Consider the following 21,255-nt stretch of genomic DNA (forward strand, 5'->3'; position numbering starts at 1 on the left):
GATGATCTTCGCCAAGCCGGTATTCGAGCAGGCTCGACCCTGGTCGCGCTAGGTGGCGATGATGCGTTGGTAGACGTCTAGGTGGCCCCGACTCGACGTGCAGCTCGGTTGGCGAACACGGCGGTCAGTCTGGTGGTCGGTTGCTAAGCAGCTCGACGCCGGTGCGTAGTAAGCAGCGGATGCCTCAGAGCGGGTCATCGGTACGCCTGCGGTGCCCGCACGTCTGTTGCTGAACACGCTGCTTCGGCGTCGAGCCAGATCTGGGCACTGCTTTGGAGCGGGCGCTGATCAGCACGTGGCGACCTTGGGTTAGCACGTGACATTGAGGCTGTGGTAGCTCCGTGTTTGGCCGGGCGCGCTGGTACGCGAAGCATCTGAGTCACAGTATGGGTATGCCGAGCTCCGAGAATAAGCGGTTGGTTGATGGGTCGGTCGAGTACAGAACTGCGCCCGACATGCCCCTGGTCGCCAGCACGCGGTAGGTGTTGCGCACCAGCTCGCCGAACCGGGGAGCGCCCTGCACCTCCCTGTCCTGGTTGGCTCGGCGGTTGGCTTGCCAAGCCTGTCCTCTCCAGACCAGGTCGTCGCCGAATATGACGCCAGCGTAGTCGTATTCGAATCCCTGCGCGGTATAGATGCATCCAATCTGGCCGAATCCAGCCGGATGTGTGGCCCAGAGGCTAGATGGAGGTATGCCGTTCCTCTCGCGCTCAGCCCGGGAGTTCCAGGGCCGGTGCCAATCGCCGATCCGGACATCCTTGATCAGAGACCCGTCAGGGCGAGGGTCACTCCACGGCCAGCAAAAGCCCGCGGCGATCCGAGCGCTGCGGCCCTCTGCCTGCTTGCCCCGCAGAAATTCCTCCATTGCCTCAGGAGTACGGGCCGCGTACAGCTCGAAGGACTCCAGATGCTGCCACGGTTGCGGGCCGCCTTCCCATCCCAGCCCCAGCAGTTGCTCCACCCATATGACGTACTCGGGACAACCGCCGCATCGAAACTGGTGCTGCAGATTGATCTGCTGAACCTTGATTCCCAGGCTGGCTGCGGCATCGCGGATCAGCTGAACGGAGCCCACCTCGCCCGGGCGGACGAGTTGGTGTTCATCTAGGAGGAACACTGGAACCGCGGCGGCCTCGATCAGCTCTTGTACTTGAGGTTTGCCCTGACGGCGATCGTGCTCGCCGTCCCATGTGCTGCGGCGACGGTCCGACGTCTCACGTATCCGGTGGGCTTCATCGCAGATCAGGACATCAACATTGTGCGCAGTGGCGTGAGTGTAGCTGTTGAAATAGGAGAAGCTGCGGGCGGCACGCCGGTCCACCCTCTCGACGTTGTCACGCAACGTAAGAGTAAAAGACTTGCTGCCAGTGGCGTGAACGGCACGAATGCCCTGTCGATTCAAGGAGCCCAGCAACTCCACGGCGATGACGCTCTTTCCTGTGCCCGGCCCACCCACGATCAGGACGGCTTCTTTAGGAGCTCCTTGCTTGCTGGCGTTCACAGCTGCTTGGACACACTCGTAAGCGTCCCTCTGCTCATCGAGCAGAGGGAAGACCGACCGTCGGCACACGCTCTCGCTCACCACTGTCATCAGGCTCTCGGTCGGCAGTACCGGGGCTTCCAAAAACTCCTGCGCGTAGCGGGACGCCTTGTGAGGCGAGAGCAGGTCACGAAGTGCACGCTTGAAGTAGTCGCGATGATCGGAGCAGAACATGCGAATCAAGGAGGAGTCGTATTCGAGACCGACACGGGCAGGACGGATAGCCGCCAAGTTCTCGCTGACAGCATTGTGCATGTTGACCAGGCAATGAACCTTCGCGGAGTTTCGCACCAGAGGGATGTAATCGATGAGGACTTGATGGTAGTCCCACACCTGTCTGATGGGGTGCGTGTACGGCCTTGGGTTCGTTGAGTTGGACAAGTAGACCAGCTCTGGGCTCGGCCCGGGACGGGCCCACTGCCACTGCTTGTTCTCCACGACGACCAGCGACATCCGGCCGTCTTGCGGGTGGGAACCGATCAGGACCATGTCCATCCGCACGTCGCTGATCGGAGTCTTCAGCTCGATCAGAACCTGGATGTCCCCAAGACCCTCTTCTAACAGGAGATCAATGACGGTGGGAATACTGTTGCGCCACGATTCAGCCTCCTGTGGGTTCAGCACGCCGCCGATCAGATCGTCGTAGCCGCGCTTGAGCTTCGGTAGAAGCCTGTCTGTCGAGATAAGAGTGTCGAGTTCGCTAGCGGTCGCCTGATACAGACATCGTGATGCCACGGAAGCTGCTCCTTCGCAATGGCCCTCTCCCGACTTTAGATAGGCATTGATAACGTGTCGTATCTATCCTGTCAAAACGGACAAAAATGCCCAAGGTGGATGATCGAGCGCTGGAGAGAGCTAATGCTTCCTGCGATAGAAGAATCGGATTCACGGTGTGAGGATTGGTGGTGCCAACACCACGCTCGTCGCGGCATCTGTTCGCGGCCGGCCGTGGGCTACGGTTCCCGGTGGCGGGCAGGCGGCCCTGCGAGCGATGCTTGACGTCCGGGCGTGCTGATCGCTGTAGCTGAAGTCCTGCAGTAGTTGATGCGGTCCTTGATCTGCTGCTGCTTCAGCCGGGGTAGCGGTGCTCGCCGGGGTGAAGGATTGCGAGCCGGGGTGTAGGCCGACCGACCCTGCCTGTCAGCTTGCCGAGCAGCGCCACGGCGATGCCGATGACGGCCTGCTCGTAATCCGCCCCACGATGAGCACCTCGTACGTCACCTGCTGTGCGTCCAGTAGATGTCAGAGGGCGGAATTCGTTGCTGAGCTGGGGCTACGCCCTCAAGATCATCCCGCAAATCTCCCGCGATCAAGGTCCTACGGCTGCATACGGGTGCCCTCGGCGACCTATCAGGGGTCAAGAAAACAAAAGACCCGCGGTAGAGAAACCGCAGGTCAGAGGCTGATTTGCCTGGTCGAGATGAGTGCCCCCGGCAGGATTCGAACCTGCGGCACCCGCTTTAGGAGAGCGGTGCTCTATCCCCTGAGCTACGGAGGCGGACTCTCGTAAGCCTAGCGAAAGTTGGGCAGTGCGTGGGCCGCCGGGCAGGGGTCAGTTTGGTGAGGTTGGTTATGGGTGCTCTGAGCTGCGGTAAAGGCATGGCAAGCGGTCGGATTCCTGCGCTTCGTGCGTGGCTAGCTTCTGCCTGTGACCAGGAGGCGATCCACGCAAGCTCGTAGGCGGCCCGTTGTGTTGTTCGGGGCGTTGCTGGCGCCGGCGATTCTTGCCGGCGGGCTGTTGGCGGGGGAGATGCGTGGGTTCGAGGGAGTTGGTGCGCCGGTGGGGATGGAGGAGCGGAGGGCGGTGCGGTTGGCGTTCGAGCCCGTGTGGGTGCCCGCGCCTGCGCATCCTGATCGGCGGTACGAGGGGGTGATTCCGGCGCCTGTGCGGAAGGTCTCCGAGGTGTCCGAGGCGGTGGAGGTGCGCTCTTCGGTGCCCACGCTCGCGCCGGAGCCGGATCCTGTGGTTGAGGAGGAGCCGTACGCGCCTGAGGCTTCGCGGTCCTCGCCCGGGTGTGCGGGGGAGTGGGAGGACACCTGGCTGTGGGACATGTGCCGGGAGCGGGAGCAGGAGGTGGCACAGAATGCACGCTATGGCTGGTTGTCGGGCTTGTGAAGTGGACGAGGGGGCGTTGGCTGCGGAGGGTGTGGTCATGGGGTGTGGCGGCGCCCAGACCGCTGGCGGGATAGACCAGTGTCTCTTCTCCCTGTGATGGGGTTGTCTCGGGGCACTCAGGCGGTGGAGTGGCTCGGGTGTTGGTTGCGGCCGAGATTTCCCGGTCAGAGGTCAGAGGTCAGAGGTCAGGGGGCACTGCGCTGCTGAGGCAGGGGCGCCAACTCCGGTGGCTCTTGATGGCGGACCTGCATGTGACTGCGTGGCTGGGGTGAAGGCTCTGGAGCGAAGGGCTGGGAGGAGGTCATGAGGGGCCCGGCGACGTTGCGCATCATGTAGAGACTGCAAGTCGGGTGGCGCAGCCAGATGGATGACCTCCCGTCGTGCCCGCCAGGCCGCGACAGACTCGGAGGTCTGAGGACGCTGTCGGCGTTGATCTCGGGAGGGCCTTGCCCCGAGGGAGCGGTGAACCCTGTTCCTGAGGGAGGCCGAGTCGCCGAAGCCCGGACGAAGAGGGTTCCGCAAAGGGGGCGTCGCGGGTCCTCGTAAGCGGCCGCGGGGCCTCGTGACAAGAAGACGCCGAAGGCCTCGGAGAGGTGAGAAGGGGTGCTGTAGCGGACGGGGCATCGGAGGAGAGCCGCCGCAAGGAAGCTCAGGGCGGAGTCGTGCATGGGGCCATGCAAGGCCAGGGCGGTTGCACGCCTGGGGGCATGCAGGGCGACGGGTGCATGGGGGTGCAGGGTGCATGACGGGCAGGGGACGTTGACCCGTATGGCCAGTGTGCGCACTCTCGCGGCCGTCTCCCGGCTGTGCAGCGACAGTGCCTCGCGGGCCGCCAGAACCCCGACACAGAGGTCCACGAAGGCGCACGTTCGCGGGCGAGAGGGACATAGGGCTGCGATGCCGCTGGTGGGGAGGGGGAGCCGTACATAGTGCGCTTTTTGTCTCATAGCAGCTCTTCGGAGTTCGGTCCGGACACTCGGGGGGCTGTAGTAACGTGCGTGCCTGACCCGGGTAACGAGTGTGCAAACGGAGGAGTCGAACGTGCCATCCCCTCGATCAGCGGGTCTGATCGCGGTCGTCATGGCGATGGCTTCTCTCTCCGTGCCGTCAGCGGTTCAGGCGCAGGCGCGGACCCAGGTGGAGCGGCGGGATCCGAGCAATCTGGCGGAGCTGCGCAAGGAGGCCGAGAAGTCGGCCAAGGAGCTTGAGGACGCCACCAAGGCGCTGGAGAAGCGGCGTGCCACGATCGCGGCGTCCGAGAAGGAGCTCAAGACCAAGCTGAACGGGCTGCAGGACTTGGAGCGCAGGCTCGCGGTGATCCGGCAGCCGGTCTCGCAGCTTGCGGAGCTGCTCTACGAGCAGCCCGTCGGGGCGGACGGCGTGGTGCCGTTCCTGTCGGGGGACGCCGGCGTCGGCACCCTGCGGGCGCTCTCGGACTCGACCGAGATGGTCCGGGTACGGCAGCAGGCCGTGGAGCAGACCAGCACCCTGTACAAGGAGGCCGAGCGGCTGGCCGCCGAGGCTCAGGAGCTGAGGGCGGGCAACCTGCTGGCCGAGGCCCAGATGGCGGCCGAGATCGACACGCTCAGGCAACGTTCGGACAAGATCGTCAAGTCGCTCACCGCGGCGCTGGTGAAGCTGGGCATCAAGATCGACAAGGTCGGGCGGGCGGCGCTGGGGTGCAATCCCCTCCAGGCCGCCACGGCCAACAACTACCCCAACGGCCTCATCCCGAAGAGCATGCTCTGTCCGCTGCAGCAGAAGGGGTTCAGTCTGCGGGCGGACGCCACCATCGCCTTCGTCAGCCTGAACGAGGCCTACCGGAGGCGGTTCGGCAAGGCGATCTGCGTGACGGACGCCTACCGGAGCCTGGCCGAGCAGCAGTCCGTCTACTACCGGCGGCCGGGGTTCGCGGCCGTGCCGGGGCGGAGCAATCACGGTCTCGGGCTGGCTGTGGACCTGTGCGGCGGCGTGGAGCGGTTCCGGTCCACGGAGTTCGTGTGGATGGAGAAGAACTCCAAGAGGTATGGGTGGTTCCATCCCGCCTGGGCCTACAGCAGCCCGTTCGAGCCGTGGCACTGGGAGTACGACCCGAAGATCGACTCGCAGCTCTAGGCGGGCACGACCTCGGCGCTGCAGAAGGCGCAGCGGGAGGCGGCCTTCGGGATCTCCGACAGGCATTCGGGGCAGTCGCGGGTCTTGGCCTCCACCTGGGCCGCCGCGCGCTCCTTGAAATGCGTGTACGGCTTGACGACCAGGAAGTAGATCACCGCTGCGATCATCAGGAACGAGATCACCGCGTTGACGAACTTGCCGTACATGAAGTGGGACGCGCCGACGGTGACCTTCAGCGAGGAGAAGTCGGGCAGGCCGCCGAAGGCCGAGATCAGTGGGGTCAGCAGGTCGGCGACGAACGACTGCACGATCGAGTTGAAGGCCGCCCCGATGACCACCGCGACGGCCAGGTCCAGGACGTTGCCCTGCATGAGGAACTTCTTGAATCCGTTCATGGGCCAGAATCGTAGTCGAGCAATTACTTTCAGTTAACTCTTGAAGGTGATGGAGAGGCGGCCCGATGTCTGGGCGCCCGCCAGCTGGGCCGCCTGGTACGGGGTGGCCGCCAGCACCACCAGCGCGCCGCCGGTACGCGAGTCGTCGGCCGGACGCGGGATGGTGATCACGCGGACGTCGTCGGCGATGAGCCGGGCCGGCTGGCCGCCCTCCCAGGCCGCCAGGACGCCGACGGTCGAGCCGGGGGAGATGAGGGCGACGGCGTCGGGGTCGGCGATGCGCACGGGGGCGGCGACCGTGCCGGGCGGCAGCGGCACCGGATGGAGCAGGCGGGCGTCGGTCAGCGGTTCGCCCCGGCGCATGGGGCCGGCGAGGTAGCGGCCCGCCGCGTACGACCGGACGGCCCCGTCGGGCGGGTGGGCGAGCGGCGCCGGACGGAGGTCGCCGGGACGCAGCGGGCCGGGCGCCAGGTCGCGGGCGGCGACGAGGACCTCGGGGCCCGCGGCGGGACGGAGAGCGACATAGGCCGCCAGGACGCCCACCGCGGCCAGCGCCGCCGCGATCGGACGACGCCGCCGGGCCCACGGCCGCAGCCAGGCCGGCTGCCTGCTCACGGCAGCTCGAAGGGCAGCTTGATGCCGTCGAGGGCCGAGCCGCAGGAGCACGTGCGGTCGGTGGGCAGCGCCCGGACGGTCTCGGCGATCAGCGTGCGCATGCGGGTGACGTTGCGGGCGAAGAACTCCAGCACCTCGTCGTGGGTCACGCCCTGGCCGGCCTCGACCCCGGCGTCGTGGTCGGTCACCAGGGAGAGCGAGGTGTAACACAGGGCCAGCTCGCGGGCCAGCACGGACTCGGGGTAGCCGGTCATGCCCACGATCGACCACCCGTTGGCGGCGAACCACTGGGACTCGGCCCGGCTGGAGAAGCGGGGGCCCTCGATGACCACCAGCGTGCCGCCGTCGACGACGTCGCCCCAGCCGGTGGAGCGGGCGGTGGCCACGGCCGCGGCCCTGCCGGACGGGCAGTAGGGGTCGGCGAAGGAGACGTGGACGGCCCCCGAGACGTCGTAGTACGTCTGCGGCCGGCCCGAGGTGCGGTCGACGATCTGGTCGGGCACGACGATGGCGCCGGGGCCGTACTCGGCCTTGAGTGAACCGACGGCGCTGGGGGCGAGCACCTGGGTCACGCCGAGCGAGCGCAGCGCCCACAGGTTGGCGCGGTAGGGGATGCGGTGGGGAGGGAAGCGGTGATCCCGGCCGTGCCGGGGGATGAACGCGACCGAACGCGAGCCGATGCGGCCGACGGTGACGACGTCGCTGGGCGGCCCGTAGGGGGTGGAGAGCTCGATCTCCTCCGCGTCGTCGAGGAGGGAGTAGAAGCCCGAGCCGCCGAGGACGCCGATGTCTGCGCGAGTGACCATGGCGCCGAGAGTAGCCGGACGGCCGAGGGGTGCGAGAAGGCCGAACGCCGTTCTGTGGATAACCGTGCCGGCGTGCGCGCGCCCGCCCGAACGCGGAGCGTGCGCACACCAGTACGAAGAGTAGGATCGCCGCATGCGGCAAAAAGGGCTGGGCCTCATCATCCTCGCGCTGATGCTCGGCATGCTGCTGGCCTCGCTCGACCAGACCATAGTCTCCACGGCCCTGCCGACGATCGTGAGCGACCTGGGCGGGCTGGAGCAGCTCTCCTGGGTGGTGACAGGCTACATGCTCGCCTCGACCGTCTCCACGCCGTTGTGGGGCAAACTGGGCGACCAGTACGGCCGCAAAAAGCTCTTCATCGCCGCGATCGTCATCTTCCTCCTCGGATCGGCCCTGTGCGGGCTGAGCCGGAACATGGGGGAGCTGATCGGGTTCCGGTCGATCCAGGGGCTGGGCGGCGGTGGGCTCATGGTGCTCGCGCAGGCGATCGTGGGTGACGTGGTCTCGGCCCGCGAACGAGGGCGCTACCAGGGCTTCTTCGGCGCCGTCTTCGCCGTCAGCAGCATCGTGGGGCCGCTGCTCGGCGGGCTGTTCGTCGACCATCTGTCCTGGCACTGGGTGTTCTACGTCAACCTGCCCCTGGGCGCGATCGCCCTGGGCGTGATCGCGGCGGCGCTGCCCGGCGACGACACGCGCACCAGCCATCGCATCGACTACGCCGGGGTGGTGCTGCTCGGCGGCGCGACGTCGTGCCTGGTGCTCATCACGACCTGGGGCGGCACGACCTATCCCTGGGCGAGCCCGGTCATCGCCTGCCTGGCGCTGGGGGCGGCGGCGCTGGTCGCGGCGTGGGTGGCGGTCGAGCGACGGGCCGCCGAGCCGGTGCTGCCGCTGGGGCTGTTCCGGGTGCGGGCGTTCGCGATGTCGTCCGCGGTGGGGTTCGTGGTGGGGTTCGCGATGTTCGGGGCGCTCACGTACCTGCCGCTGTTCCTGCAGGTCGTGCATGGGGTGAGTCCCACCTTGTCCGGGGTGTACCTGCTGCCGATGATGGCCGGGATGCTCACGATGTCCATCGTCAGCGGGCTAGTGATCTCGAAGACCGGCAGATACCGCTTCCTGCCCATCGCGGGCACGGCCGTGGCGACGGCGGGGTTGTTCCTGCTGTCCGGGCTGAGCGAGCGCAGCAGCCTGCTGACGATGGGCGGCTACCTGCTGGTGCTCGGCGTCGGGCTCGGGATGACCATGCAGGTGCTGGTGATCGTCGTCCAGAACGCCGTCGACTTCAAGGACCTCGGCGTGGCCACGTCGGGGGCGACGTTCTTCCGGTCGATCGGCGGGTCCTTCGGGGTCGCCACGCTGGGGGCGGTCTTCACCGGCACGCTCGACGGCGAGCTGCGGGAGGTGCTGGCCAGGGCCCGGTTGCCGGCGGGGTTCGACCCGTCCGGAATCCAGCGCGACCCGACCGTCATCCAGCGGCTGCCTCCCGCGCTGGCCGGTCAGTTCCTCCATGTGTACGCCGACGCCATCGCCACCGTCTTCCGCGTGGCCGCGCCGGTGATGCTCGGCGCGTTCGCGCTGAGCTGGTTCATCCCGCAGACGCGGCTCAGGGAGACCACCAAGGCGGCCGACCTGGGCGAGGGGCTGGGCGCCACGTCGGCCGAGCGGTCGTCACTGGAGGAGGTCGAACGGGGGCTCATGCGGCTCGCCGACGCCGACCTGCGCAGGGGGTACTACGAAAGGCTCGGGGCGCTGGCGGGGCTGAGCGGGCTCGCGCCGCAAGGGGTGTGGGTGCTCGCCAGGCTCAACGGCAAGGGCTGGGTCGGGGCGGGCGAGCTGGCCGAGTGCGCCAAGGTGAGCAGGGCACGCGGACGGCCCCACGTCGACCGGCTGGTGGACGAGGGGCTGGTGGAGCGTTCGGCGGACGGCGAGCGGTTGCGGCTCACGCCGGAGGGGGACCGGGCGGCCCTGGGGCTCGTGCGCTGCTCACGCGAAGGGCTGAGCAGGCTCGTGGCCGACTGGGGGCCCGATCCACAACTGACGCGGCTCGTCGATCGCATCGCGCCGGAACTGCTCGGCGCGTACGCCGACCGGCCTCGATGAGGCCCCCGCCCGTGCGGGCGGGGTGACGCGCCTAGCTGGAAGCCGCGGCGGACGCCGGCGCCGGGGTGGACGACGACGAGGACGACGACTCGCTCGACTTGCTCTCGGCCGGCTTCGACGGGGTGGTCGAGGCGGTGGAGGACGTCGAGGACGAGCGGTTGTCGGTGCGGTAGAAGCCCGAACCCTTGAACACGATGCCGACGGCGGAGAACACCTTCCGTAGGTTGCCCTGACAGTTGGGGCACACCGTCAGCGCATCGTCGGTGAACTTCTGCACGACTTCGAGCTGCTCGCCGCAGTCGTTGCAGGCGTACTGGTAGGTCGGCACGCGCTCCTCCTTATACGTTCTGGCACTCGAGCGATGCGACTGCTAATGCTAACCGATTGGGCCAAACACCTATTCCAACCCCCGCTCCCCGTACCAACCGGCCAGCTTGCCGCTGCGGCTGACCGCGCGCAGGCGGCGTTCGACCTGGTCACGGCAGGCGGCCGTGGTGACCACCAGGAGCTGGTCGTCGGCCCGGACGCGGGTGCTGTTGTCCGGTACGAACGATTTGCCGTCGCGGACCACGAGCGTGACGGCGGCTCCGGCGGGCAGGCGCAGCTCGAAGACCTCCACGCCGTGCAGGCGCGACCCGACGGGCACCTTGACCTGCAGCAGGTCCGCCTTGAGCTCCTCCAGCGGCGCGGACTCCACCTCCAGGTCGTGCGCCTCGCCCGGCGCGCTCACCCCGAGCAGCCGGGCCGCGTACGGCAGGGTGGGCCCCTGCAGCAGCGTGAACACGATCACGATCACGAAGACCTGGTTGAAGATCTCCTTCGAGCCCTGCACGCCGGACGCCCATGGGATGGTCGCCAGCACGATGGGGATCGCGCCGCGCAGCCCCGCCCACGACAGGAACGCCTGGTCGCGCCAGCTCACCCGATCCAGCCGCAACACCCGGGCCACGGTCGAGCTGACCAGCACCGACAGCGGACGGGCCACCATCACCAGCACGGACCCGGCGATCACGCCCGGCACGATGGCCGACGGCAGCTCCTTGGGGGTGGCCAGCAGCCCGAGCATGACGAACAGCCCGATCTGCGCCAGCCACGCCGCGCCCTCGGCGAACCCTCTGGTCGCGGCGCGGTGCGGCAGGCGTGAATTGCCCAGGATGAGGGCCGTGAGGTAGACGGCCAGGAAGCCGGAGCCGTGCAGCAGCACCGCGCCGCCGTACGAGACGAAGGTGAGGGCGAGCACGGCGATCGGGTAGAGGCCGGAGGCGGGGAGGGCGACGCGGCGCAGCGCGTACGCGCCCGCCGGTCCGACGGCGAGGCCCACGGCCGCGCCGATGACCAGCTCGATGGCCGTCTCCAGCAGGAACGTTCCCACGGACGCCGGCCGCCGCGAGGCTCCGCTGAGCAGTACGACGGCGATGACCGTGGGGGCGTCGTTGAATCCGGACTCCGCCTCCAGGACCCCCGCCAGCCGGGTCGGGAGCGGCAGTCTGCGCAGCACCGAGAAGACGGCGGCGGCGTCCGTGGAGGCCAGCACGGCGCCGAGGGCCAGCGCCGCGGTCGGATCCATGCCGAGCAGCCCCTGGACGGCCAGCGCCACGACCACGATGCTCACCGTCACGCCGACGGTGGCCAGGATCAGGGCGAGGGGCACCGACTTGCGGACGTGCGACCAGGTCGTGGTCAGACCGCCCTCGGCCAGGATCACCGCCAGCGCGATCAGGCCGATCTGCTGGACGGCCTGCGGGCTCTCCAGCTTGGCGCCGAAGCCCGAGGCCCCCAGAACCAGGCCGAGGGCCAGGAAGAGGAGAAGACTGGGCAGACCGCTGCGATGTGCGATGCGTACGGACGCGATGGCCGCGATGACAATTCCGGCGCCGATCAGGAGCCAGACATCAAGCGTCATCCAGCCCCCTCTCGTCCCTTCGGTCACATAAGCCTAGTGAGTCCGCGCGGGGTCATCGCAAAACGGACCCGGTGGTCGTGCGGCTCGGCGGGCACGTCGTCGATCAGCTCGCCGTCGTGCAGCAGGGCCACCGTGGGCACGTTGGGCCCCACCCTGGCCAGCGCGCGGTCGTAGGAACCGCCGCCGCGTCCGAGGCGCACCCCCGTGCGGCGGTCGACCGCGAGGGCAGGCACGATCACCAGCGCGGCCGTGCGGACGGCGTCGACGCCCCGGCGCGTGTCGACCGGTTCCATGATGCCGAAGCGGCCAGGGGCGAGCGTGTCCGGGCCGTCGTAGACCGCCCAATCCAGGTCATTGTCCTCTTTCAGCACCGGAAGGATCACCGTCGCGCCGTGTTTCCACAGAGCGAACACGAGACCGTGCGTTTCCGGCTCCGACCCCGCTGACCAGTAGCAAGCCACCAGACCGGCCATCTGGACCCAGGGCTGTTCGAGCAGCGTCTCGCGGACCTTGGTGGCGTTTGCCCGCAGTTGTTCGGGGGGCAGAGCGGTACGCGCCGCGAGCAGTCGGCGACGCAGGTTCAGCTTGTCCACAGGTACCTCCACTAGGGTCTACTCATGGCTGACTTCGACCCTGTGACGAAAGCCGTCGTGCCCGCCGCGGGTCTGGGCACCCGGTTCCTCCCGGCGACCAAGGCGACACCCAAAGAGATGTTGCCCATCGTCGACAAGCCCGCGATCCAGTATGTCGTCGAGGAGGCGGCCTCCGCCGGGCTCCTCGACGTCCTCATGGTCACCGGCAAGAACAAGCGGTCCATCGAAGACCACTTCGACCGCGCGTTCGAGCTGGAAGAGGCCCTGGAGGCCAAGGGCGACGAGCAACGGTTGTCCCAGGTCCGCGAGCCCGCCTCGCTCGCCACGCTGCACTACGTGCGGCAGGGCGAGCCGAAGGGGCTGGGGCACGCGGTGTTGTGCGCCAAGCAGCACGTCGGCGACCACCCGTTCGCCTGCCTGCTCGGTGACGACCTGATCGACTACCGCGACCACCTGCTCAAGCGCATGATCGAGGTGCGCGACACGTTCGGCGGCAGCGTGGTGGCGCTGATGGAGGTGCCGAGGGAGCAGGTCTCGCTCTACGGCGTGGCCACCATCGCCGGCACCGTCGAGGACGACGTCGTGCGCGTGACCGACCTGGTGGAGAAGCCGCCGGTGGACGAGGCGCCCTCCACGTGGGCGGTCATCGGGCGATACGTGCTCGATCCCGCCGTTTTCGAGGTCCTGGAGAACACCCCGCCCGGCCGCGGCAACGAGATCCAGCTCACCGACGCGCTGCGCACGCTGGCCGGCCGCGGCTCCGAGCAGGGCGGGCCGGTGCACGGCGTGCTGTTCCGCGGGCGGCGGTACGACACCGGCGACAAGCTCGACTATCTGCGCACGGTGGTGAAGTTCGCCGCCGATCGCGAGGATCTGGCGCCGGAGTTCGTGCCGTGGCTGCGGGAGTTCCTCGATGAGATCGGTTGACGCGCATCTGGCCGAGATCCTGGCCACTGTGCGTCCGCTGGCGCCGCTGGAGCTGGAGCTGGAGCGGGCGCTAGGCACGACGCTGGCCGAGGACGTCTCCTCGCCGGTGCCGCTGCCGCCGTTCGACAACTCCGCGATGGACGGCTACGCGGTCAGGGCCGAGGACGTCCCCGGCACGCTGCCGGTGATCGACGACGTCGCCGCCGGGTCCGACGAGCTGCGGGCGGTGGGCCCCGGGCATGCCGTCCGCATCATGACCGGGGCGCCCATGCCGGCCGGGGCGGACTCCGTCGTGCCGGTGGAGTGGACGGACGGCGGCACGGTCTTCGTCCGGATAAATCGTGATGTCCCGGTTGGTAACGCGATTCGCCGGGCGGGCGAGGACGTCCAGGCGGGCGAGGTGGTGCTCAAGGCCGGCACGGTGATCGGGCCGGCCCAGCTAGGGATCATCGCCGGTGTGGGACGGCGGCGCGTGTGGGTGCGTCCGCAGCCCCGCGTCGTCGTCATCTCGACCGGCGCCGAGCTGGTCGAGCCGGGGGCGCCGCTGGGCCGCGGGCAGATCTGGGAGTCCAACAGCTTCACCCTGACGGCCGCGGTGCGCGCGGCGGGCGCCGAGGGGTTCCGCGCGGGGTCCGTCGGCGACGATCCCGCCGTGCTGCTCGACCAGCTCGACACCCATCTGGTGCGCGCCGATGCGATCATCACCAGCGGCGGGGTCTCCATGGGGGCCTACGAGCCCGTCAAGGAGGCCCTGGCGCCGCTCGGCACCGTCCGGTTCGAGAAGGTCGCGATGCAGCCCGGCATGCCGCAGGGGTTCGGCGTCCTGGGCGACGACCGGGTGCCGATCTTCGCCCTGCCGGGCAACCCGGTGTCCTCCTTCGTGTCGTTCATGCTGTTCGTCCGCCCCGCGCTCGACAAGATGCGCGGCCTGCCCACCGACACGGCCCCGGTGACCGCCTACGTCACCGCGGCGCTGCGCTCGCCGTCGGGCCGGCGCTCGTACCTGCGCGGCGTGCTGGCCTCCGACGGCACGGTCGCGCCGGTCCACGGGCAGGGCTCCCACCAGCTCGCGGCCCTGGCCTCGGCGAACGCGCTGATCGTGGTGCCGGAGGACGTGACCGAGGTGCCCGGCGGGTCCGAGGTGGAGGTGATCCGGCTGTGAGCGAGTTCACCCATCTGGACGAGACGGGCGCGGCCCGCATGGTCGACGTCTCGGCCAAGGACGTCTCCGCCCGTACCGCGACGGCGACCGGGCGGGTGTTGTTGTCGCCGGAGGTCGTGGCGCTGCTGCGGTCGGGCGAGGTGCCCAAGGGCGACGCGCTGGGGGTGGCCAGGATCGCCGGGATCATGGGGGCGAAGCGCACGCCCGACCTCGTCCCGCTCTGCCATCCGATCGCGTTGCACGGCGTCAAGGTCCTGCTCGACGTCGAGGACTGGGGGGTGGCGATCACCGCCCGGGTGCGGACGGCCGACCGCACCGGGGTGGAGATGGAGGCGCTGACCGCCGTCACCGTGGCCGCGCTGGCGCTGATCGACATGGTCAAGGCGGTCGATCCGGCCGCCGTGATCACCGACGTCCGGGTGGAGGAGAAGGTGGGCGGCAAGACCGGCCTGTGGACCAGGGAAGCCACGTGATCAGGGCGCTCGTGGTGACCGTGTCGAACCGCGCGTCCGCCGGGATTTATGCCGACAAATCAGGGCCGTTGCTGGCCGAGCTGCTGGCCTCCGACGCCGGCTGCGAGGTCTCGGGGCCGGTGGTCGTCCCCGACGGCGACGCGGTCGAGGCGGCCTTGCGGGACGGCGTCGCGCAGGGTTACGACGTGATCGTCACCACCGGCGGCACCGGGCTCACGCCCCTCGACCTGACGCCGGAGATGACCGCCCGCGTGATCACCAGGGAAATTCCCGGTATTGCGGAGGCCATTCGCCTGGCGAATCGCGACAAGGTGCCCACGTCGGTCCTGTCCCGGGGGCTGGCCGGTCAGGCGGGTGACACGTTGATCGTGAATCTGCCCGGCTCGTCCGGCGGCGTCCGGGATGGGGTGGCGGTGCTCGCGCCCGTCCTGCGGCACGCCGTCGAGCAGATGAAGGGCGGCGATCACCCCCGCTGACCAGGTTTCGGTCTGCCGATCGATGATCCGTGGCGACATCGAGCCCGATGGGGGGATGATGAGAGGCGTGGATCGACTTCGTGGCTGGCCGGCGATTCTGAACGAAGGCCCGGTAGGCCTGCGGCCGCTGCGGCTGAGCGACGTACGCGTCTGGCGCGAGACCAGGTTGCGCAACGCCGACTGGCTGCGCCCCTGGGAACCGAGCAACCCCGAGACCCCGCTGTTCAGGACGGGGCTCGGCCCGTACATCTCCATGGTCGGCACCCTGCGCCGCGAGGCCCGGCAGGGGCTGGCGCTGCCCTGGGTGGTCACCTACGGCGGCCGCTTCGCGGGGCAGCTCACCGTGGGGGCCATCGTGTGGGGATCCGCCCGTTCCGCCCAGATCGGTTACTGGGTGGACGGCGCGCTGGCCGGGCGGGCCATCATCCCCACCGCCCTGGCCCTGGCCGTCGATCATTGCTTTTTCACCACCGGATTGCATCGGCTAGAGGCGAACATCCGTCCTGAGAACCAGGCCAGCCGTAGGGTGGTGGAGAAGCTCGGGTTCAGGGAAGAAGGCATTCGGCGTCGCCAACTCCACATCGACGGGGCCTGGCGCGACCACATCTGCTACGCGCTGACCGTCGAGGACGTCCCCGGCGGCCTGCTCGTACAGTGGCGGCGCGCCCGTGAGGCGGCCGCTCACGGCGGTTCTCCGATCGAAGAGGTTTGACGATCTCGCGACACACCGCACCGAATGCTCGTCAATCAGTGACACACGGTCTTACGGTGCGTGACGTGAGCACAATGAAGGCGCGACGAGCACAGACGCGCTTTCGTGCTGCCCGGAGGTGGTCGTGAGCAGCGCCTTCCTCTATGTCGCCATTGTGGTGATGTGGCTGTGCGTCCTGATCCCGATGTGGTTGCGCCGGGACAAGACGAACCTCCAGGAGCTGGCCGAACTCGAAGAGCACTACACCGGCGAGCACGCCCTGCCCGACCTGGACAACCTCGACGCCACCCTCGGCGACGAGGACGCGCCGGAGGTCGAGAAGGTCGATGTCCGGCAGTTCCGGCTTCGGCGTAGGGCGATCATCGTAGCGCGCCGCCGGAGGTTGTTGTTCTTCACCGCGCTGCTCGTCCTGGCCTCGGTGGTCACGGCCGGGGTCGAGATGATCCCGTGGTGGGGCGTGGCGCCGTCCGTGGTCGTCATGCTGTCGTACATGGCCTTTCTGCGGATCGCCGTACAGGTGGATCGCGAACGCCGGGAGCGGGCGCTCCAGGCGCGCTCTGAGCGGCTGCGACGGGCCCGCGAGCGGCGTCGGGCGGCGGCCGAGGTGGAGGCCGAGGTGATCGACCTGACCGCGCTGCACGCCGACGTCCTGTTCGACCAGTACGCCGAACCACCCAAACGGGCGGTGGGGGACTGAGAGGATGGCGCGAGGACCCTTGGGAGTTTGCTAATCTGGTCGAGTCCTTGGGGATGTAGCGCAGTCCGGTAGCGCACTTCGTTCGCATCGAAGGGGTCAGGGGTTCGAATCCCCTCATCTCCACCAGGAAGTTGCAGGCGAGAAGGGTCTTTGGAGCAATCCAGAGGCCCTTTTCTCATGTCTGGAAGTCGATGGGAGCCAATCGGGGAGCCATCTCACTCGGATTCTCAACCCGTGGGCTTCTCGCCGAAGATGGTGTTCATGGTCTGGGCACCCTTGGTGATCACTGGCCGTAGCTGGTGCCGGTAGACCGCTTCTGTGACGCTGGTGCCGGCGTGGCCGACGAGATCGGCGATGGTCTCGATCGGTACGCCCTGGTCACTCATGATGGAGACGAACGAGTGACGGAGTTCTCTGGGACTCCAGGTGGTGCCGAGTCCCGCTCGATTGGTGATCCTGCGGAATGCCCGCCGTACGTTCGATGCGTCGAGTGGGGTTCCGACGCTTGTACAGAAGAGCAGGTTGTGGTCTTGCCACGCCTCGCCGGCCTTGAGCTTCTGGGTGGCTTGGCGGGTGTGGTGCTGCCTTAGTGCTTGAGCTGCGAGGGTGGGCAGTTCCAGCGTTCGGCGTGACTTGCGGGTCTTGGTGTCTCCTCCTACTCGGTCGGCTCGCCACACGTAGATGGCGAATTTCTTGTGCTTGAAGCCGGCCTCGGTGACTGGATGCCACTGCTTGAGGCTCGGGATCCAGGCCACGACGTGATCCCACCGCAGTGCGCGGGCTTCTTCGGTACGGATGCCCGTCGTGAGGCTCAGCACCACGTAAGCGTGGAGTTCGGAGAACTCGGCGGCCTTGAGTACGGCCTCTGCTTGCTGTCGGGTGAGTGCCTTACTGGGGCGTCCGTTCGTGCCCTTGGGCGTGGTGACCAGCTCGGCGACGTTCCTGAGCACCATGTCACGGGCTTGAGCTTGCCGGATGGCTCGCTTCAATACGCCGTGGATCTCGCGCAAGGTGGTAGTGGCTAGTTCTTCGGCGAGTTGGTCCAGCCACGCATCCACATGATCGGCACTTAGCTGCTTGAGCTTGATCTTCCCTAGTTTCGGGATGACGTGCGTCTCGGCGAGGATGCGGAGCTTGGTGGTCGTGTTCTCGGATCGGCCCTTGAGGCCCTTGGTGAGCCAGTCGTTGACGGCATCGCGCACGGTGTAGGTCTCCGATGCACTGACACCTGCCTCAAGGTCTTTGACCGCTTTGATCAGCTTGTCCTTGACCGCTGTCTTGGTCTTGGCCTTCCGCTTGAGGCGCTGGCGTCTGCCGTCCGGGCCGAACCCGAGGGAGATGGCTCCTGTATAGCCGTCTCCCTCGGGGTAGATGGTCGCTTCGTACTTGCCGATCAGGATCTTGGCCAAGGGATCACCCCTTCTCGTGACGGTTGAGGTACTCCTCGATCGCCTTCCTGATCACCCACGACACATCTCGCTCCTGCGACTCGGCGTACCTGCGGAGACGGTCTTTCAGCTCCGTGTCCACCCGTACGGGAGGCAGGGTTGTTCGGTCGCTCGTCATTGACGGCTTCCTTTCGTGTCATGCAGTTATCAAGAGGCGCTCTGCCGGTGGTGCGGCGAGTGCTGCACCACCGGCTCTGTAGAACGCTGTAGCACGGTGCTCTACGCCTCGTCTGTGGCTTCGAGGTAAAAGACGAAGTCGCTGAGTTGTCGATCGGTGATCCGGCGAAGCTTGCCGATCTTGATGCTCTTGAGCTGGCCGGTGCGGAGAAGGAAGTGGACCTTGTCGCGCCCGATGCTCAGCATCTCCGCAACTTGCTCGACCGTGTATGCCTGCATGCGGCATCCCTCCTCTCGCTTGCCTGCTGCGGGAGTTACGGATTGTGATCGTCCGCTCGTTCGTCCGTCCGCGTCTGTCACGCTCTCTACACGCGTAGACGCGCGGACGGACGCGGACGGCGGACGCGGACGATTACGAGCTGTCATCTTCGGAGAGGGCACGCCAGCGCCCTCGTGAGACCTGTTCGACCTGGTCTGCGCGACTCAGCTCTTGGAGGCGTTGGTAGACCCACGTGCGGCGCATGCCGGTCTCGCGCATGAGGTCGCCGATGCTGGCTCCGTTGCTCGACGCCTGTCGCAATGACGCTGTCAACGCCTCTTCGGCCCTTCGTGCCGCGTTGTCGCGAGCGTGGCGAGGTGATGGTCGGAAGGCAGGCTCAAACGGTGCAGCGGGTCTTTCAGACGCTTCTTGCAGGGCTTGAGCCGACACCTCATCCAGGGGCGGGCGGTGTTGTGCGTGCCGTTCGGCAGTGGCTTGTACCCCTTGGTCGTCGAGGAGGTAGGTGCGGGCTCGGCGGGGGATGTCGTGTTCCGGGGAGCTGATGAGGAACTTGCCGGGGGCGTCGAGCTTGTGGGCGTGCCAGCCGGCCTTCACCATCCCCTGCCCGAGGATGAGATCTCTGGCGCGTGGTTCCCGGACTCGGAAGCACAGCCGGACATCCATCTGCGAGCGGACCGCGCTCTTGCCCATCGCGTCCTTGGACGGGCGTTGCGTGGCGGCGATCAGGTTGACCGCCGGGGCGCGGCCTCGCCTGGCGATCGAGTCGGCGTGGTCGATGGCTCGTGGTGCCTCGCTGGCCAGTTCGGCGTACTCGTCGATGACGATGAGCAGGGCCGGCCGGTCGGGGGAGGGTTCCCAGACACGTTCGCTACGTCTGGTGAGGTCGTCGGCGCGTCCGTCGAGGATGACCACGGCGTCGGCTAGCAGGGCCTCTGCCTCCTGCGGGGTGGTGGCCAACCGGTCGATGCACGATGCCCACGGCTGTAGCTCCATGCCGCGCTTGAGGTCGATCGCCCACAGGATCACGTCCTGGCAGGCGGTCAGCTCGCCGAGCAGGACGTTCACCCCTCCGGACTTGCCTGCCCCCGACATGCCGGCGAACAGTCCGTGTCTCCGCAGGAGGGGGACGCGGACCGGCGTGCCGTCCTCGAACAATCCCAGCTTGACGGGCTGGGTGATCGAGGTGACGGACGGGCCTGGCCAGGTGATGGCGTCGGCGTGCGGGTCGGTCTCGATCACCCGGATGTCGGCGCGGTTGGCCTTCTTGCTCGCTACCGGTTGGACGCGGATGCCGCCGCGCGTGGTGCCGAGCGCCGATTCCAGGCGAGGGACGGCGTTGACCGCGTCTTCGACGGTTTGGCCGATACCCAGTCCGAGGCGGAACCGGTAGCCCCACAGGTCGACCATGGCCGATTGGACGCGGGAACCGGCCAGTCCGACGGCCTTGGCAATGTCGGGCCAGGCGGCCAAGGTGCGTTCGACGCGGACGCGGGCACGTCTGCGACGGTGCGCCCACCAGGGCAGGGCCAGCACGAGTGTGCCGATGCCGAGTGCGGCGGGCAGGGGCGTGGTGAACGGCCCGAGACAGGCTGCCAGAGTCAGCCATGTTCCCGCGAACGCCGTGGCGGTGGCGGCGTAGCCCCGTTCGATGGGACGGGGAAGGTTCACCCAACGTCCCCAGACGGCCAGTGCGGTAGCAGCCGTGGCCGTACAGGCGATCAGGGCCGGCCACCACTCCGGGCACCAGCGCCGCAGGATCACGCCCGTCAGCAGGACGGCCGTGGCCAGGCTGAACGGCGCGAGTTCGGAGCGGTAGCGCCAGGCCAGACGGGCGAGGCTGGCGATCGCCAAAGGTGCCAGCTCCAGGTCGTCGATCATGGCGACGGGCTGGACCCCGTAACGACGCATCCGGCGCGCGTTGCGGCGCATCTCGTGGCGCGTCGTGCGGTGCCTGTTCATCGGCCCTCGCCGGACATCTGAGCATGCAGCTCGTCGCGTACGTAGTAGAGGGGGTCGTCGTCGCCGTCGTGGTGGGCCGCGAGGGTGGCGCGTACGGCGGCCAGCAGGTTGGCCCGCTGATGGCGGATGAGTGCCAGCTCGGCGCGGAGGCCGGTGATCTCGTCGATCACGGTGTCGATGTCGTCGAGGGCGGCGATCACATGCGCCCAGACGGGGAGTAGAGGGAGAGGGTCTCGGGTGAGCGCTGCCAGGAGTTGAGCGGCGGTGATGTTGCGGTGAGCGACCTCCTGGAGATCAGTGTGCGGGTAGGGGTGGCGGTGGGTCATCAGGCATCACGTCCTTCGGTCGGGGACAAGGTCAGTGGCTGGAGATCCAGCGCAGAGCGCCGTGGAGAAGGGCGCGGATTTCGGGTGCGAGCGTGGTGGCGGCCAGTAGGAAGCCGAACAGCAGCGTGATCAGCGCATGCCACAAGCGCAGTCCCAGGTAGCGCCAGGCGATGAACACCATCGCGCCGAACACGAGCACCAGCGGGACGGTCACGGTCATGGGGCTTCACCTCCTCTCGGGTCGATCGGCGGGGCGGATCAGATGCCGTCGTGGCGGGACTTGCGGCGGAGCCAGCGCCGGCGAGCGCGGCACTTGCGGCAGAGACGGCTTCCGGACGCGGCGTCGGCGCCGCACAGGCATCGCAGGGGGACGAGGCGAGTGATGCGCGATGCCGGCCACGTAGTTCAGTGTTGGATGCGACAAATCGACGGCAGCACGATAGAAGAGCATCCGAGCCCCTGGTGGTGACGGCGTTGACTGTGATGATCCACCC

Annotated in this window: 22 protein-coding genes and 2 tRNA genes; 10 read left to right on the plus strand and 14 right to left on the minus strand. The window is 68.0% G+C overall.

The genetic code is table 11. The features are described from left to right. Window positions 1-379: 379 nt before the first annotated feature. Together AB0J71_RS43730 and AB0J71_RS43735 are read right to left on the minus strand one after the other, a co-directional pair. A complete protein-coding gene (locus AB0J71_RS43730) occupies window positions 380-2,275 on the minus strand; it encodes a DUF2075 domain-containing protein (protein WP_364420099.1) in 1,896 nt (631 codons plus the stop codon). A gap of 690 nt (window positions 2,276-2,965) precedes the next feature. After that, window positions 2,966-3,038: transfer RNA gene (locus AB0J71_RS43735), tRNA-Arg, on the minus strand. 192 nt (window positions 3,039-3,230) lie between these two features. Between AB0J71_RS43735 and AB0J71_RS43740 the strand changes: the two genes are divergently transcribed. Next, the gene (locus AB0J71_RS43740; protein WP_352326228.1) at window positions 3,231-3,656 is read left to right on the plus strand and encodes a hypothetical protein; all 426 of its coding nucleotides are present in this window, start codon (window positions 3,231-3,233) and stop codon (window positions 3,654-3,656) included. Between the two features lie 1,086 nt (window positions 3,657-4,742). Continuing rightward, window positions 4,743-5,771 carry a D-alanyl-D-alanine carboxypeptidase family protein gene (locus tag AB0J71_RS43745; RefSeq protein ID WP_352326226.1) on the plus strand — a complete coding sequence of 343 codons (1,029 nt, stop codon included), beginning with the start codon at window positions 4,743-4,745 and terminating at the stop codon, window positions 5,769-5,771. On the opposite strand, the gene mscL is transcribed toward AB0J71_RS43745, so the two are convergent. Genes mscL through AB0J71_RS43760 form a run of 3 tightly spaced genes read right to left on the minus strand, consistent with a single transcriptional unit; the run spans window position 5,768 to window position 7,587 of the window. Next, window positions 5,768-6,166: a large conductance mechanosensitive channel protein MscL gene (mscL, locus tag AB0J71_RS43750; RefSeq protein WP_352326225.1), complete on the minus strand. Its 399-nt coding sequence runs from the start codon at window positions 6,164-6,166 to the stop codon at window positions 5,768-5,770. The two genes, AB0J71_RS43745 and mscL, sit on opposite strands and share 4 nt — an antisense overlap. Window positions 6,167-6,199: 33 nt before the next feature. Then, entirely contained in the window at window positions 6,200-6,781 is a 582-nt protein-coding gene (locus AB0J71_RS43755; RefSeq protein WP_352326224.1) for an RcpC/CpaB family pilus assembly protein, read from the minus strand. After that, on the minus strand, window positions 6,778-7,587 hold the full coding sequence (locus AB0J71_RS43760; RefSeq protein WP_364420101.1) for an S-methyl-5'-thioadenosine phosphorylase: 810 nt from the start codon (window positions 7,585-7,587) through the stop codon (window positions 6,778-6,780). Before AB0J71_RS43760 ends, AB0J71_RS43755 begins: the two co-directional genes overlap by 4 nt. A 133-nt stretch (window positions 7,588-7,720) precedes the next feature. Between AB0J71_RS43760 and AB0J71_RS43765 the strand changes: the two genes are divergently transcribed. Continuing rightward, window positions 7,721-9,688: an MFS transporter gene (locus AB0J71_RS43765; protein ID WP_352326221.1), complete on the plus strand. Its 1,968-nt coding sequence runs from the start codon at window positions 7,721-7,723 to the stop codon at window positions 9,686-9,688. A 31-nt stretch (window positions 9,689-9,719) separates the two neighbouring features. Here the strand turns inward: AB0J71_RS43765 and AB0J71_RS43770 are convergent, their stop codons facing one another. The 3 genes from AB0J71_RS43770 to AB0J71_RS43780 all read right to left on the minus strand — a co-directional run bounded on the left by AB0J71_RS43770 (window position 9,720) and on the right by AB0J71_RS43780 (window position 12,184). Continuing rightward, complete coding sequence (locus AB0J71_RS43770) at window positions 9,720-10,016, minus strand: FmdB family zinc ribbon protein (RefSeq protein WP_352326220.1); 297 nt, start codon at window positions 10,014-10,016, stop codon at window positions 9,720-9,722. Window positions 10,017-10,085: 69 nt separating this feature from the next. Further along, a complete protein-coding gene (locus AB0J71_RS43775; RefSeq protein ID WP_364420103.1) occupies window positions 10,086-11,591 on the minus strand; it encodes a potassium/proton antiporter in 1,506 nt (501 codons plus the stop codon). Window positions 11,592-11,614: 23 nt separating this feature from the next. Beyond that, entirely contained in the window at window positions 11,615-12,184 is a 570-nt protein-coding gene (locus AB0J71_RS43780) for a 5-formyltetrahydrofolate cyclo-ligase (RefSeq protein WP_358301060.1), read from the minus strand. Between the two features lie 24 nt (window positions 12,185-12,208). Here AB0J71_RS43780 and galU point away from each other — a divergent pair, with 24 nt between their 5' ends. From galU to AB0J71_RS43815, 7 genes are all read left to right on the plus strand, one after another. Then, the gene (gene galU, locus AB0J71_RS43785; protein WP_352325742.1) at window positions 12,209-13,111 is read left to right on the plus strand and encodes a UTP--glucose-1-phosphate uridylyltransferase GalU; all 903 of its coding nucleotides are present in this window, start codon (window positions 12,209-12,211) and stop codon (window positions 13,109-13,111) included. Continuing rightward, complete coding sequence (gene glp / locus AB0J71_RS43790) at window positions 13,098-14,273, plus strand: gephyrin-like molybdotransferase Glp (RefSeq protein ID WP_364420105.1); 1,176 nt, start codon at window positions 13,098-13,100, stop codon at window positions 14,271-14,273. The genes galU and glp overlap by 14 nt, the downstream gene beginning before the upstream one ends. Further along, complete coding sequence (moaC, locus tag AB0J71_RS43795) at window positions 14,270-14,746, plus strand: cyclic pyranopterin monophosphate synthase MoaC (RefSeq protein ID WP_352325744.1); 477 nt, start codon at window positions 14,270-14,272, stop codon at window positions 14,744-14,746. The genes glp and moaC overlap by 4 nt, the downstream gene beginning before the upstream one ends. Continuing rightward, a complete protein-coding gene (locus AB0J71_RS43800; RefSeq protein ID WP_352325746.1) occupies window positions 14,743-15,222 on the plus strand; it encodes a MogA/MoaB family molybdenum cofactor biosynthesis protein in 480 nt (159 codons plus the stop codon). The genes moaC and AB0J71_RS43800 overlap by 4 nt, the downstream gene beginning before the upstream one ends. 58 nt (window positions 15,223-15,280) lie before the next feature. Then, window positions 15,281-15,934, plus strand: a complete 654-nt coding sequence (locus AB0J71_RS43805; RefSeq protein WP_364420134.1) for a GNAT family protein — start codon at window positions 15,281-15,283, stop codon at window positions 15,932-15,934. 124 nt (window positions 15,935-16,058) lie between these two features. Beyond that, window positions 16,059-16,631, plus strand: a complete 573-nt coding sequence (locus AB0J71_RS43810; RefSeq protein ID WP_352325747.1) for a hypothetical protein — start codon at window positions 16,059-16,061, stop codon at window positions 16,629-16,631. A gap of 49 nt (window positions 16,632-16,680) precedes the next feature. Continuing rightward, window positions 16,681-16,757: transfer RNA gene (locus AB0J71_RS43815), tRNA-Ala, on the plus strand. Window positions 16,758-16,858: 101 nt separating this feature from the next. Here the strand turns inward: AB0J71_RS43815 and AB0J71_RS43820 are convergent. The 6 genes from AB0J71_RS43820 to AB0J71_RS43845 form a co-directional block, all read right to left on the minus strand. Continuing rightward, on the minus strand, window positions 16,859-18,040 hold the full coding sequence (locus AB0J71_RS43820) for a site-specific integrase (RefSeq protein ID WP_364420107.1): 1,182 nt from the start codon (window positions 18,038-18,040) through the stop codon (window positions 16,859-16,861). Window positions 18,041-18,044: 4 nt separating this feature from the next. Further along, window positions 18,045-18,197 (minus strand): ribbon-helix-helix domain-containing protein, encoded by a 153-nt coding sequence (locus tag AB0J71_RS43825; RefSeq protein ID WP_347624618.1) that lies wholly within the window; start codon window positions 18,195-18,197, stop codon window positions 18,045-18,047. Window positions 18,198-18,298: 101 nt separating this feature from the next. After that, a complete protein-coding gene (locus tag AB0J71_RS43830) occupies window positions 18,299-18,475 on the minus strand; it encodes a helix-turn-helix domain-containing protein (protein ID WP_364420109.1) in 177 nt (58 codons plus the stop codon). 133 nt (window positions 18,476-18,608) lie between these two features. Then, complete coding sequence (locus AB0J71_RS43835) at window positions 18,609-20,435, minus strand: cell division protein FtsK (RefSeq protein ID WP_364420111.1); 1,827 nt, start codon at window positions 20,433-20,435, stop codon at window positions 18,609-18,611. Further along, complete coding sequence (locus AB0J71_RS43840) at window positions 20,432-20,761, minus strand: hypothetical protein (protein WP_364420113.1); 330 nt, start codon at window positions 20,759-20,761, stop codon at window positions 20,432-20,434. The genes AB0J71_RS43835 and AB0J71_RS43840 overlap by 4 nt, the downstream gene beginning before the upstream one ends. A gap of 31 nt (window positions 20,762-20,792) precedes the next feature. Then, entirely contained in the window at window positions 20,793-20,981 is a 189-nt protein-coding gene (locus AB0J71_RS43845) for a hypothetical protein (protein ID WP_357999186.1), read from the minus strand. Window positions 20,982-21,255: the final 274 nt, after the last annotated feature.

The organism is Nonomuraea sp. NPDC049637 (assembly GCF_040675235.1).
In the GTDB taxonomy this organism is placed as follows: Bacteria; Actinomycetota; Actinomycetes; order Streptosporangiales; family Streptosporangiaceae; genus Nonomuraea.

What these genes read in the sequence shown, in the direction of transcription:
- glp (WP_364420105.1), top strand. Translation starts at nt 13,098, where the DNA reads ATGAGATCGGTTGACGCGCATCTGGCCGAGATCCTGGCCACTGTGCGT.
- AB0J71_RS43830 (WP_364420109.1), bottom strand. Translation starts at nt 18,475, where the DNA reads ATGCAGGCATACACGGTCGAGCAAGTTGCGGAGATGCTGAGCATCGGG.
- galU (WP_352325742.1), top strand. Translation starts at nt 12,209, where the DNA reads ATGGCTGACTTCGACCCTGTGACGAAAGCCGTCGTGCCCGCCGCGGGT.
- AB0J71_RS43765 (WP_352326221.1), top strand. Translation starts at nt 7,721, where the DNA reads ATGCGGCAAAAAGGGCTGGGCCTCATCATCCTCGCGCTGATGCTCGGC.
- AB0J71_RS43775 (WP_364420103.1), bottom strand. Translation starts at nt 11,591, where the DNA reads ATGACGCTTGATGTCTGGCTCCTGATCGGCGCCGGAATTGTCATCGCG.
- AB0J71_RS43805 (WP_364420134.1), top strand. Translation starts at nt 15,281, where the DNA reads ATGAGAGGCGTGGATCGACTTCGTGGCTGGCCGGCGATTCTGAACGAA.
- AB0J71_RS43825 (WP_347624618.1), bottom strand. Translation starts at nt 18,197, where the DNA reads ATGACGAGCGACCGAACAACCCTGCCTCCCGTACGGGTGGACACGGAG.
- AB0J71_RS43745 (WP_352326226.1), top strand. Translation starts at nt 4,743, where the DNA reads ATGGCTTCTCTCTCCGTGCCGTCAGCGGTTCAGGCGCAGGCGCGGACC.
- mscL (WP_352326225.1), bottom strand. Translation starts at nt 6,166, where the DNA reads ATGAACGGATTCAAGAAGTTCCTCATGCAGGGCAACGTCCTGGACCTG.
- AB0J71_RS43760 (WP_364420101.1), bottom strand. Translation starts at nt 7,587, where the DNA reads ATGGTCACTCGCGCAGACATCGGCGTCCTCGGCGGCTCGGGCTTCTAC.
- AB0J71_RS43845 (WP_357999186.1), bottom strand. Translation starts at nt 20,981, where the DNA reads ATGACCGTGACCGTCCCGCTGGTGCTCGTGTTCGGCGCGATGGTGTTC.
- AB0J71_RS43840 (WP_364420113.1), bottom strand. Translation starts at nt 20,761, where the DNA reads ATGACCCACCGCCACCCCTACCCGCACACTGATCTCCAGGAGGTCGCT.
- AB0J71_RS43835 (WP_364420111.1), bottom strand. Translation starts at nt 20,435, where the DNA reads ATGAACAGGCACCGCACGACGCGCCACGAGATGCGCCGCAACGCGCGC.